This window comes from Kineothrix sp. IPX-CK (assembly GCF_039134705.1).
Taxonomy (GTDB): Bacteria; Bacillota; Clostridia; order Lachnospirales; family Lachnospiraceae; genus Kineothrix; species Kineothrix sedimenti.
The window spans coordinates 4,450,219-4,462,823 of sequence record NZ_CP146256.1 but is presented as its reverse complement, the minus strand read 5'-3'; the positions used below and the strand labels follow the sequence as shown (position 1 = coordinate 4,462,823).

Genomic DNA, 12,605 nt, shown 5'->3' with positions numbered 1-12,605 from the left:
CCTCCCGTTTTATACTTGAGTAAAGAAGGGTGTCCTTGCGGGCGCTTCCAAATATTTTTTAAGTTCATCATCCAGCTTCAGCAATGATATGGAGAAGCCTGCCATCTCGATTGCCGTTGCGTATTCCCCTACGTAATAGCGATGCACCTTGATGCCTTTTTCTTTTAAATATTGGTCGATTTTTCTTGTTACGATATATTGCTCGTCTAAGGGAGTGGAGCCTAGCCCATTTACTAGCACTGCCACCTCATCTCCGCTTACATAGGGAATGTCTGCTACAATTTTATCGAGCATTTCGGTTACAATTTGATCCGCCGGTTCCAGTTTTCCGCGACGTATGCCCGTTTCGCCATGGATTCCCATACCGATTTCCATTTCATCCTCTCCGATTTCAAATCCCGGTTTTCCGACTCTGGGAACGATACACGGGCTCAATGCAACTCCCATAGTCCTTACGTTTTCGGCTGCTTTTTGAGCAATTCTTTTCACTTCATCCAAATCCAGCATAGCATCAGCGGCAGCTCCCGCGCATTTATAAACAAATATAATACCTGCAACGCCTCTTCGGGTATTTTTCTCATTGGGAGAGGCCGGGCCTGCGGAAGCGACGTCTTCCCCTGCAACTACGCTCTCAACACGGATGCCTTCTTCGAAATCTGCCATTTCAGCAGCCATATCGAAATTAAATATATCTCCGTTATAATTTCCGTAGATATAGAGAACACCGGATCCGCTGTCAATTTCCTTCGTTACAGCTAACATCTGCTCTGCGCTGGGAGATTGAAAGACATCTCCAACAGAACACCCATCAAGCATTCCTAGCCCTACGTATCCCAGAAATAGAGGTAAATGTCCGGAACCGCCGCCGGTTGCAATGCCTACCTTCCCCTCTTTTTTGTTGGCGGTTACCAGGCATCTTACGTCATCCGCCGTATACGTGATTAAATCGGGATGTGCGATGTATAGTCCCTCCAGCATTTCGTTTACATAATTCTCAGGTTTGTTAATAATTTTTTTCATTTCTCTTCCTCCTGTGGTTATATTGTCTTTAGAATATCGGGATTCAAAATCAAATTATCTGTATGTAATCTTCTTCTTTATAATCAATAACTGTACAGTCGTTAAAATAGGTTCGCTCGGGAAGCGCTATCATAATATGAATTCTATTTTCGTTTAAAGGAAACGGTGCCATATGCCATACACCGGTGCGAATAGCTACAAAGGTTCCCTTGGGAACAATAAAAGCCTCTGTCAGCTCGGGTACCGGTTTGTTGGAGGGTGGTGCAACATATAGAATCATATCTCCGTCCAGTGCCATCATTCCTTCGCCTGTCGAATTATGGTATTCGCTGGATTTTATGATCATAGGACTTATTCTTTCAGATACCAGTGTAGAAAAGCCTATGGGCATGGAACCCGATACGGGAAAAAGTACATGGTCATGGAAGAAAGCGCCTAGATTACTGCTGGCCGGATGGAGCATATCGAAATAGCTGCCATATGGCTCAAATTCTTCTTTACTTAATTTTTTTGCTGATATTTTCAACATTGTTTTTTCACCTTTCTTTGCGTATGCTTATTGTCTATTAATGAAGTAATGACCATAATGAAGATTAAAATCAGACCCCATACAAAAGTTTTAACGAATGAATTCACCCGCATAATATTGAAAGCACTGGAAACCAACTGTAATACGATAACGGATAAAGTAACGCCTATTACTTTTCCTTTTCCGCCATCCGGATTCGTACCTCCCAGAACAACGATCAACAAGCTTAGCAAGGTAAAGGAAGTTCCATAATCGGATTTCGCTGAATTGTAATGGGATGCCATCAGGATTCCGCTGATAGACCCCAATATGCCAGAAATACCATAAGTTATTATAATGACTTTCAGATTATTGATGCCGGAATAACGGGAGGCTATCTCGTTCGTTCCCTTAAAGCTCAGATGCTGTCCGTAGACGGTGGATTTCAGCAAATAGGATATAACAATTGCTACTATAACAAATAATATTACGGTTATGGGAATGCCTAATATGGTGCCGTTGGCGATATTGCCGAATTCTTCAGGAAGTCCTGTCAATGCAGGACCTTTTGTAATGGCGAGACCCAATCCCGTAAATAGCTGCAACCCGCATAAAGTGACCAGCATAGGGGGGATTTTAAGATATCCTATTAAAATACCATTAAATATCCCGCACAATAATCCGGTCAGAAGAGCAGCTAATATACCAAAAGGAATGGATTCGATGCCTCCGCCCATCCTAAGCATGACTACCGTACCTACAATACCGGACAGATTTGCAATTCCGACTAAGGACAGGTCGATACCGCCGGAAATCATGGCAAGCATCATTCCGAAGGAAAGAATGCCGAATTCCGGAAATTGTATTCCCATACCCTGCAAATTAGTTAAGCTTAAGAATTGCTTTGGCGACAGGATCCCCATAACTATAAAGATAAATACTGCTATGAAGAATAGGGCCATTGTATTTTTATCTGAAGTCTTTAACCTTAATATAATATTTTTCACACAGATTCCTCCCTAAACCTTCGCACTGTTAGCGATTTTTTTCGCTCGGATGGACGTTATCGATGTTCCGATCACTATAATCATACCCACAACAAAGGTTTGAACATGGGTAGGAATACCGAGCATAATCAGATTATTCTGAACGAGTGTTATAAGACTTACTCCTAAGATGGTGCCGATAACCGTGCCATGGCCGCCTGTTATTCTCGTTCCGCCGACTACGACAGCTGCAATAACCATCATTTCGCTTCCCATTAATACCTGCGGGCTTGCCTGACGCATCAATATCATATAAGTGATGCCGCCGATGCCGGCAAAAAAACCAGAAGTCATATATATGATGAACTGGATCCTGGTCACATTAAAGCCTGCTATCCGGGCTGCATTTTTATCGCCGCCTATGGCATAAATGCCTCTTCCCAGCATTGTAAATTTTAGGACGATATAAGCAGCCACACATACCGCTATCGGAATGAGTATTAACGCTGTAAGCTGATAGGTGATTCCCCCGGAGCTCGTATAGGTATAAATAAACACTTTTGATAATCGGTCGATGTTATCCGGTATATTCGAAATCTCATCGGTGCCGAGAAAAGCGAGAGTCCCGCCGTTTGCCACAGAACTTACACCGAGCGTTGCAATTAAAGGCGCGATTTTAAACTTTACGATCAAAAAGGCATTCAGTGCACCGAAGATCATGCCAATCAGGCCTGCCATGATAAACGCAAAAAGAGGATTGTCTATTCCTGTGAGCAATAAAAATTTTATGGTAGCGTATAAGGATATACATGATATTGCAGGAAAAGATACATCAATTCCGCCGGAAATGATAACAATCATTTCGCAGATCGCAAATATAAGAGTTACCAGCATGGAGCGAGATAATGATATAAGCGTCGATGTTCCAAAGAAAACGGGGTTTACAGTTCCTATCAGCATGGAAAGACCAAAGATGATGTAAACAACAATCATTTCATTTGATGATAAATTATTTTTAATCTTTTTTCTCATGTCCGTCCTCCGTTACTTTCCGCTCAGTAATTTGGTCAAAGTTATCTCGTCTAAGTCGCTGGCCTCCAACTCTCCTGAGGGCTTTCCGTTTTTCATTACTACAATTTTATTGCAATTTTGTATTAACTCTTGCAGGTCGTCGGAAATAATAATAATGCCTACTCCTTTTGAAGCTAAGTCGTGCAGTATTTTATGAATATCCGACTTAGAACCCACATCTACACCTACGGTAGGACCGTTTAGAATCAGCAGATCGGGATTAGTATTCAGCCACTTCGCGATAACCATTTTTTGTGCATTTCCGCCTGACAATGTTCTGATATCGGGAGTGGGAGACGGGGCGGCACATCCGATTTTACGAATCCATTCCTCCGTCACCTTATACATTTCCGCGTAATCGAGCTTTCCCTTTACGAGATATTTTTGTATGGAGGCGGAGACGGTGTTGTCCTGAATGGAACGGTCTAAGAATAGGCCTTGAGTAAGCCTGTCTTCGGGAACATAACCGATTTTGTGCTTTACGGCATCCATTACCGACTTTATTTCCAGCTTTTTCCCGTTTAACGTTATAGAACCCTTGTCCGCAGGTGCAATGCCGAATAGCGCATCACCGATTTCACCGCGTCCTGAACCGAGCAATCCTGTTATGCCGAGAACATCACCCTTGTTTAAAGTGAAGCTTACATCCTCAAAGGAGCCTTCTTTCGTAAGATTTCTGACCTTTAATATTTCTTTTTCCGATTTCTCCGGCCGATAGGTAATTTCATCCAAATCCCGGCCTGTCAGACATTTTATGAATCGTATCTTGTCAAATTCTTCTATTAATCCGGTTGCGACATTTTCGCCGTTCCTCAGAACTGTTAATCGATCCGCAATCTCGTATATTTCATTTAGTTTGTGGTTTACTATTACAACTGCCATTCCCTTTTCTTTCAGTCTTCGGATAATGACATTCAATTTCGCTACTTCCTTTGCCGTCAGGGCCGTTGTCGGTTCGTCCAATATCAGTAGCTTGGCATCGTTGATAATTGCTCTGCATATAGCTACCATTTGTTTATTGGCGACGGACAGCTGTTCCACCAGAATATCAGGGTCCATATGGGCTCCGATTTGTTCCATTGCTTCCAAGGCTAACTGCCTTGCTTTGTTCCATTGCATTCTTTTGGCTCCCGTCATGAGAGCTCTGTTCATAGCTATATTTTCCGCTACGGAAAGATTGGGAAATACGGCAAAATCCTGGTAAATGACTTGAATTCCCATGCGTATGGAATCGATAGGATTCAAGTGGCTTATCTTTTTGCCCTCTATGTATATGCAGCCTTCAGTTGCATCGTGCGCGCCGGAAATGACTTTAATTAAAGTGGATTTTCCGCAGCCATTTTCTCCGGCCAGACAGTGTATTTCTCCCGAATTTATAGTAAGGTCTATGCCTTTTAAGGCGTGTACTCCGCCAAATGATTTTTTTATATTTTCAAGTCGTAAAAAAGCATCCGCCATATTTTCACATCCGTTCTTTTCTTAAAATGCGAACCTCATATATCCGCTTGGAATCTATAAAAGGTTCGCATTTTATAAGTGAGATTATTTCATCGATGATATTATGTATTGGAATAAAAAACTATGTTATTTAAAAATCATATGCAGGATCGCCCACATTATCTTTCGTAACATCAATCCATGCCTGGCCGTACAGAACTTTGCCGTCAAGAGTTAAACTGTCGTAACCTTCTACGCCTAAATCTAAACCATTTTCAATCGTTTCTCCGTTTAAAACTTTAATTGCTAACTGGATCATAGCTTTTCCTGCTAAAGCAGGATCCCAGAAGGAGATCATTTCGATCGTTCCGTCTTTTACATATTTGCCGGAAACAGATACGAGAGAAGTTCCTGCAATTTTAACCTTTCCGCTAAGGCCCAGTTCTTCAACTGCCAGTGCCGCACCGGCAACATCGGGCATTGCAGAGCCTTGAATTGCAGCTATACCTGGATTAGCTGTCAATGCTTCTTTCACTTTGTCATAAGATTTGGACTGATCGTCCGCCGTTTCTATTTTGTCTCCATACTGTTTCATATCGGGGAAATTGGTTTCCTGATATGTTTTGGCAGCGTCAACCCATTGATTATGGGATTCTGATGTAAGAGAACCTACCTCGAACAAATACTCGCCAGTGCCTCCAGTAGCCTCTCCGAGCACCTTCATAAAGTGCTCGCCGTAAGCGGCATTATCAAAAGCTTCTATATCATAATCAATATTTTGCATACCGGATGCTTCGTGAGCGATTACTACGATTCCTGCTTCCCTTGCTTTTTTAAGAACAGGCTCTAATGATTCTGTTGAGAAAGGAACTACACAAATAGCGTCCACACCCTGAGAAATCAGATCTTCGATTACCTGTGCCTGAAGGGCGCCGTCTCCTTCGGAAGGACTGGTATAGAATGCATCCACGCCCGTTTCAGAAGCATATTCCTTCACGCCTTCTTCCATTCTTTGGAACCATGCAATGCTCGTCAATTTAGGAACTACAGCAATTTTATAATCATTATTTCCTGCCGTTTCCTCTGTAGAGGTCTGAGTTTCTTGCGCAGGTGCCGTCGTCTCCCCGGCGGAAGCCGCACCTTCTGAGCTTTCTTCTGCGGGTACCGTACTTGCTGCTTCATTTCCTGCTGAACCGCATGCTGTCAAAGATACTGTCATAGCCAAACACAATAACACACTAATTAATTTACGTTTCATTCCTTCTCCTCCTTGTATTTACCAAATAGTAATTTAGTTATAAATTAGTTATTATTTAGTAATTATTTTGTTAATGTAGCTAAATTATAACACTGAATATAGGCTTGGTCAAGAATAAAAAATATAAAATTAACTTATAATTGAACTATTATGCAGATAAATTTGGTCAAAGTAACTATATAAATAATCAATTAAATAAAAGTACAAATAAAATATTTTAGCTATATTTAGTAAAATAAAAAATATATATGAAGATAGACTATAGAGGGAATATTGGAACAAACAGTTGACAAATCCATATTTATCTCCTAAAATCTCTAATAACGAATAAAAAGCAGCGAGGAAGAGGAATAGTACGGATAAGCAAGCGTATCAGAGAGAGAACCGTTTGGTGTGAGGTTCTTACGAATGTATCCCGAACCGGCCTTGGAGCTCCGTATGAAAACAAGTACGGCGTAGCACCGGCGTTAACGGCAGGATAAGAGGAATGCAGTTTAAATGCGGCACGAAGGAGATAGAAAGCCCGGAGCCCGCAGATGCATTAATAAGGGTGGTAACGCCGAGTTTTCGGTCCCTGTTGGGATGAGACTCAGGCGTTTTTTTATTCTGTAGGATTGAGATGTCGAAAGTTTTCTTCTTTAAAGGTTGTGAGGCAAAATGCTCAAAACAAAAAGACTCCTGCACCGATTCCAATAGATAAGAACTTCTAACTATTTCCATAGGCGCAGTCGTTCTTTTTGTTTTGGTCATATTGCCAGGTAAGGTTGATAGAAAGGAATTTTGACATCCTAATCTCTGTAGGAAAACACTCCTATAGAATAAAGTTTTATGTGCAGCTGCGCGCGCGGAACAAAAGCTGTGCTGCCGAAGTATTGGGCCGCGTGGGTGTGCGAAGCACACTTTTGTTCCGTAATAGGATACACCTTGTCCTAAAATGAAATGTATAGTAGTGAGAGGAGAAAGAAAATGGCTGACAAGAAATTAGTAGAAGCAATAACGTCCATGGATGAGGACTTTGCTCAGTGGTATACGGACGTAGTTAAAAAAGCAGAGTTGATCGACTATTCCAATGTAAAGGGCTGCATGGTTTTCAAACCGGCAGGCTATGCGATCTGGGAGTTGATTCAAAGACAGCTTGACGATATGTTCAAGGCGACGGGAGTGGAGAATGTGTATATGCCCATGTTCATTCCGGAGAGTCTTTTGGAAAAAGAAAAGGATCATGTAGAAGGTTTTGCTCCCGAAGTAGCCTGGGTAACTCACGGAGGTCTTAATCCCCTGCAGGAAAGAATGTGCGTGAGACCTACCTCTGAGACGCTTTTCTGTGATTTTTATAAAGGAGATATTCACTCCTACAGAGATTTGCCAAGAATTTATAACCAGTGGTGCAGCGTAGTGCGCTGGGAGAAGGAGACAAGACCCTTCCTTCGTTCCAGAGAATTCTTGTGGCAGGAGGGACATACTGCACACAGCACCGCGAAAGAGGCGCAGGAGAGAACGGAGCAGATGCTTAACGTATATGCACAGTTCTGCGAGGAGGTGCTGGCGATTCCTGTAGTAAAGGGACGTAAGACCGATAAAGAAAAATTTGCCGGAGCTGAGGCCACCTATACCATCGAAGCGCTTATGCACGACGGTAAAGCGCTTCAATCGGGAACCAGCCATAATTTCGGAGACGGCTTCGCGAAAGCCTTCGGAATCCAGTTCACGGATAAAGACAATACTCTTAAATATGTTAATCAGACCTCTTGGGGAATGTCTACAAGAATCATCGGCGCCATCATCATGGTTCACGGTGACAACTCCGGTCTGGTACTGCCTCCTAAGGTTGCACCTACTCAGGTGATGATTATTCCTATTCAGCAGAAAAAGGAAGGAGTGCTGGACAAAGCCTGTGAGCTGAAAGGAAAGCTTGGAAGCTTCCGTGTGAAGGTTGACGATTCCGATAAGAGTCCCGGCTGGAAATTCTCCGAGCAGGAGATGAGGGGTATTCCTATTCGAATAGAAATCGGGCCTAAGGATATCGAAGCGGGCAAGTGCGTGATCTGCCGGCGCGATAACGGAGAAAAGACCGAGGTAGGTCTGGAGGACTTGGAAAAGGCGGTAGCCGATATTCTTCAGGATATTCAGGAAGGCATGTACAACAAAGCGAAAGCGCATTTGTCATCTCACATCTACGAAGCGAGGACGAAGGAGGAGTTCGTGAAGATATTCGCTGAAAAATCCGGCTTCGTGAAAGCGATGTGGTGCGGGGAAAGAGAATGTGAGGAAAAGATTAAAGAGGATATGAGTGTAACCAGCCGCTGTATGCCTTTCGAGCAGGAATGTCTGTCGGATACATGTGTATACTGCGGAAAGCCTGCAAAGAAAATGGTTTACTGGGGAAGAGCATATTAATTTCAGAACAAAAGGGTGCTTTACACACTTTCCTATTTATACAAAATAAACTGCCGGAGACGATTCCCGTCCCCGGCAGTTTTCATGCTTTTTTAATTATGCTTCTTCGAAAGAGTCTTTTCCAACACCGCAGAGAGGACAGGTCCAGTCGTCGGGAAGGTCTTCGAAAGCTGTGCCGGGAGCGATATCTCCATCAGAATCTCCAATTTCAGGGTCATAGATGTAACCACATGCAGTACATACATACTTTTTCATAATTTATTGATCCTTTCTTTAAGATTTTTATATAAATAGGAAATATTTCTGATTTTCCTATCTTTATTGATGATTAAGTTATTAATTATCCTTCGGTACTGTGCAGCTTGACGAGTCTGTTCAAATATTCGAACCGTTCCTTCGCATTTTCTGCTGCTGCACTGAACAGTTCCGCAGCCTTCTCGGGATTGGATCTCCTCAGTACATCATATCTGTTTTCTCCCGCAAGGAATTCTTCGTATGCAAGAGTGGGCTCTTTGCTATCCAGAATAAAGGGATTCTTGCCTTCTTCTTTCAGAGCAGGATTGTAACGGAACAAATGCCAGTAGCCTGACTCCACAGCCTTAGCCTCTTCGTGCTGTGAGCTGCCCATGCCGGAACGAATTCCATGGCTGATACAAGGTGCATAAGCGATGATCAAGGAAGGACCGTCATATTTCTCTGCTTCTGAGATAACCTTTACAGTCTGACTGTAGTCAGCGCCCATAGCGATCTGTGCTACATATACATAGCCATAGCTCATAGCGATGCTTGCCAGATCCTTCTTTTTCATTATCTTACCGCCAGAGGCGAACTTAGCGGTAGAGCCGGTAGGAGTAGCCTTTGAGGACTGTCCGCCCGTATTGGAGTATACCTCCGTATCGAATACCATAATATTGATATCCTGGCCGCTGGCAATCACATGGTCGAGACCGCCGAAGCCGATATCGTATGCCCATCCGTCTCCGCCGAAGATCCACTGAGACTTCTTGGAGAAGAAATCCTTCTCTTTCAACAGTTCTTTTGCTTCGGAGGAAGTATTGTCTTCCAGAGCGTTAATCAATTTATCGGTAGCAGCGCCGTTTAATGCTCCGTCAGCAAAGGTATCCAGCCATCCGTTAGCAGCATCTTTCAGGTCGCCTGACGCGTTGTCCGCTAATGTCTCGATTTCTTCCTTGAGACGTCCGCGGATTGCTTTCTGAGCGAGAGTCATGCCGTAACCGAATTCAGCAGCATCCTCAAAGAGGGAGTTAGACCATGCCGGGCCCTGTCCCAGTTCGTTCACCGTATACGGAGTGGAAGGAGAAGAGTTGCCCCAGATAGAAGAGCATCCGGTAGCGTTTGCAATATACATTCTGTCTCCGAACAACTGAGTTACCAATCTTGCATAAGGGGTTTCACCACAGCCCGCACATGCGCCGGAGAACTCCAGAAGCGGACGTTTGAACTGGCTGCCCTTTACGGTAGTTTCTTTGAATTTTTCTACAGCTTCCGTCTTTACGGGAAGAGATTTCGCATAATCGAAGTACTGCTGTCTCGGTTCGTGGTCATTGATCGGGCACATAGTGAGAGCTTTCTGTCCCTGCTTACCCGGGCATACGCCGGCACAGGAGCCGCAGCCGGTACAATCCACTTCGGAAACGTTGATAGAGAATACATATCCGGGCATACCGAGCATAGGGATGGACATCATGCCTTCGGGAGCATTCGCTATTTCTTCCTCGGTCATAGCTGCAGGACGGATAACCGCATGAGGACAAACGAAAGCACAACGATTACACTGAATACAATTTTCCGGTATCCATTCCGGTACTTCCGTCGTTACATATCTTCTCTCATGTGCGGCGGAGCCGGAGGGAGTGGAACCATCCACATATTTAGCAAAAGTAGATACCGGAAGAGAATTTCCTTCCTGTGCATTTACTATTTTCTGAACATGCTCTACAAAATCGATAACTTCCGGACGATCGGGAAGCAGCTTCGCATCCAGAGGCTCGTACTCTGCATTCAGCCATTCCTTAGGAACGTTAACCTTCACTACATCCTGAATACCTCTGTCGATAGCGTCGAAGTTCATCTGAACGATCTTGTCGCCTTTCTTGCGGTAGCTGACTTCGGCAGCGTCCTTCATGAGCTGTCTGACCTCATCGATTGGCATAATATTCGCAAGGCGGAAAAATGCTGCCTGCAAAATCGTGCTTATTTTATCGTTCAAGCCTATTTCTTTACCGATTTCGATAGCGTCGATAATATAGAAATTAATATTATGCTCCGCGATATAACGCTTTACTTGTCCGGGAATGTTATCTTCTAAATCTTTTTCCTTCCAGTAGCAGTTAAGCAGGAATGTACCGCCGTCTTTCACATCCTGAACCATGTTGTATTTATGGAGATAGGTCGGATTGTGACAAGCAACGAAATCAGCCCGGTTAATTAAATAAGTGGAGCGGATAGGCTTATCGCCGAATCTTAAGTGTGATACAGTAATACCTCTGGATTTCTTGGAGTCATAATCGAAATACGCCTGAACATATTTGTTCGTGTGGTTTCCTATGATCTTAATGGAGCTCTTGTTGGCGCTGACAGTTCCGTCGCCGCCCAGACCCCAGAATTTGCATCCTATAGTTCCTTCAGGAGCAGTATGAAGATTCTCGTCGATATTCAGAGACAAGTGAGTCAAATCGTCAACGATACCGATGGTAAATACCTTCTTGCCATTTTCCGCATTATTCTTGAATACCGCGTTAATCTGGTCGGGCGTGGTATTCTTGGAACCCAGTCCGTATCTTCCCGAGAGGACAGGGACATTGTGGAACTTCGTGTCGCGTAGCGCAGCGATAACATCCAGGTAAAGAGGCTCGCCGATAGCGCCGGGTTCCTTTGTACGGTCCAGTACGGTTATCTGGCTTACGGAATCGGGAATAACGCTAAGCAGATGCTTTGGGCTGAAAGGACGATAAAGGTGTACTTCGACCAGACCGGTCTTCTGGCCGCTCTTATTTAAGTAGTCGATCGTCTCTTTAACTGTCTCGCATACGGAACCCATAGCAACGATAATATGAGTTGCATCCTGTGCTCCATAGTAATTGAACAGACCGTAGTTGGTTCCGATCTTTTCATTGATTTTCTGCATATAGGACTCTACAAGCTCAGGCAGCGCGATGTAAAAGCTGTTGCTTGCCTCCCTCGCCTGGAAATAGATGTCGGGATTCTGCGCGGAGCCCATCATTCTTGCATGATTGGGATTCAAAGAATTCTTTCTGAATGCCATAACAGCATCCATATCCAAAAGGTTCTTTAAGTCTTCATAATCCCATACGTCGATTTTCTGCATCTCATGAGACGTACGGAAGCCGTCGAAGAAGTTGATGAAGGGAACCTTTCCTTTGATCGCGGTAAGGTGGGCGATGGGTGTTAAGTCCATAACCTCCTGTACGCTGCCGCTGGCCAGCATTGCCACACCGGTCTGACGACAGGAATAAATGTCGGAGTGATCTCCGAAAATGGAAAGAGCATGGGTTGCTATGGTTCTTGCCGCAACGTTAAAGACGCCGGGTAAAAGCTCGCCGGCAATTTTATATAAGTTGGGTATCATAAGCAAAAGGCCCTGAGATGCGGTAAATGTAGTAGTCAGTGCACCAGCAGCTAAGGAACCGTGAACAGCACCGGCAGCGCCGGCTTCTGATTGCATTTCCGTCACTTTGACAGTCTGTCCAAAGATATTTTTTCTTCCTTCGGTAGCCCATTCATCTGTTACTTCCGCCATAGTGGAAGATGGGGTAATTGGGTAAATTGCAGCCACATCGCTATAAGCATAGGACACATGTGCAGCAGCTTGGTTACCATCCATTGTTTTCTTTGTTCGTGCCATGTTGAAACCTCCTTCTGTTTGTATAAAAAGTAGACATTACAG

At 43.9% G+C, this 12,605-nt stretch carries 9 protein-coding genes and 1 other annotated feature; of the genes, 1 reads left to right on the top strand and 8 read right to left on the bottom strand.

The window, feature by feature from the left end; translation table 11 throughout:
• Window positions 1-9 precede the first annotated feature (9 nt).
• From V6984_RS21120 to V6984_RS21095, 6 genes are all read right to left on the bottom strand, one after another.
• Window positions 10-1,020 carry a dihydroxyacetone kinase subunit DhaK gene (locus tag V6984_RS21120; RefSeq protein ID WP_342757567.1) on the bottom strand — a complete coding sequence of 337 codons (1,011 nt, stop codon included), beginning with the start codon at window positions 1,018-1,020 and terminating at the stop codon, window positions 10-12.
• A gap of 49 nt (window positions 1,021-1,069) precedes the next feature.
• Entirely contained in the window at window positions 1,070-1,549 is a 480-nt protein-coding gene (locus V6984_RS21115; RefSeq protein WP_342757566.1) for an ureidoglycolate lyase, read from the bottom strand.
• Window positions 1,543-2,535 (bottom strand): ABC transporter permease, encoded by a 993-nt coding sequence (locus V6984_RS21110; protein ID WP_342757565.1) that lies wholly within the window; start codon window positions 2,533-2,535, stop codon window positions 1,543-1,545. Before V6984_RS21110 ends, V6984_RS21115 begins: the two co-directional genes overlap by 7 nt.
• Window positions 2,536-2,547: 12 nt before the next feature.
• The gene (locus V6984_RS21105) at window positions 2,548-3,546 is read right to left on the bottom strand and encodes an ABC transporter permease (RefSeq protein ID WP_342757564.1); all 999 of its coding nucleotides are present in this window, start codon (window positions 3,544-3,546) and stop codon (window positions 2,548-2,550) included.
• Between the two features lie 12 nt (window positions 3,547-3,558).
• Window positions 3,559-5,043 (bottom strand): sugar ABC transporter ATP-binding protein, encoded by a 1,485-nt coding sequence (locus V6984_RS21100; protein ID WP_342757563.1) that lies wholly within the window; start codon window positions 5,041-5,043, stop codon window positions 3,559-3,561.
• Window positions 5,044-5,173: 130 nt separating this feature from the next.
• Window positions 5,174-6,280 (bottom strand): autoinducer 2 ABC transporter substrate-binding protein, encoded by a 1,107-nt coding sequence (locus V6984_RS21095; protein ID WP_342757562.1) that lies wholly within the window; start codon window positions 6,278-6,280, stop codon window positions 5,174-5,176.
• Window positions 6,281-6,611: 331 nt separating this feature from the next.
• Window positions 6,612-6,859, top strand: a binding site (T-box leader).
• 387 nt (window positions 6,860-7,246) lie between these two features.
• Here V6984_RS21095 and proS point away from each other — a divergent pair.
• Window positions 7,247-8,677 carry a proline--tRNA ligase gene (gene proS, locus V6984_RS21090; protein WP_342757561.1) on the top strand — a complete coding sequence of 477 codons (1,431 nt, stop codon included), beginning with the start codon at window positions 7,247-7,249 and terminating at the stop codon, window positions 8,675-8,677.
• Between the two features lie 96 nt (window positions 8,678-8,773).
• Here the strand turns inward: proS and rd are convergent, their stop codons facing one another.
• Both rd and nifJ read right to left on the bottom strand, forming a co-directional pair.
• Complete coding sequence (gene rd, locus V6984_RS21085) at window positions 8,774-8,932, bottom strand: rubredoxin (RefSeq protein ID WP_081906035.1); 159 nt, start codon at window positions 8,930-8,932, stop codon at window positions 8,774-8,776.
• Window positions 8,933-9,017: 85 nt separating this feature from the next.
• Window positions 9,018-12,563 (bottom strand): pyruvate:ferredoxin (flavodoxin) oxidoreductase, encoded by a 3,546-nt coding sequence (gene nifJ, locus V6984_RS21080; protein ID WP_342757560.1) that lies wholly within the window; start codon window positions 12,561-12,563, stop codon window positions 9,018-9,020.
• Between the last annotated feature and the right edge of the window lie 42 nt (window positions 12,564-12,605).

Excerpts from the sequence above, each read along its gene's own strand:
- V6984_RS21100 (WP_342757563.1), bottom strand. The coding sequence starts at position 5,043 with ATGGCGGATGCTTTTTTACGACTTGAAAATATAAAAAAATCATTTGGC.
- rd (WP_081906035.1), bottom strand. The coding sequence starts at position 8,932 with ATGAAAAAGTATGTATGTACTGCATGTGGTTACATCTATGACCCTGAA.
- V6984_RS21120 (WP_342757567.1), bottom strand. The coding sequence starts at position 1,020 with ATGAAAAAAATTATTAACAAACCTGAGAATTATGTAAACGAAATGCTG.
- proS (WP_342757561.1), top strand. The coding sequence starts at position 7,247 with ATGGCTGACAAGAAATTAGTAGAAGCAATAACGTCCATGGATGAGGAC.
- V6984_RS21105 (WP_342757564.1), bottom strand. The coding sequence starts at position 3,546 with ATGAGAAAAAAGATTAAAAATAATTTATCATCAAATGAAATGATTGTT.
- V6984_RS21115 (WP_342757566.1), bottom strand. The coding sequence starts at position 1,549 with ATGTTGAAAATATCAGCAAAAAAATTAAGTAAAGAAGAATTTGAGCCA.
- nifJ (WP_342757560.1), bottom strand. The coding sequence starts at position 12,563 with ATGGCACGAACAAAGAAAACAATGGATGGTAACCAAGCTGCTGCACAT.
- V6984_RS21095 (WP_342757562.1), bottom strand. The coding sequence starts at position 6,280 with ATGAAACGTAAATTAATTAGTGTGTTATTGTGTTTGGCTATGACAGTA.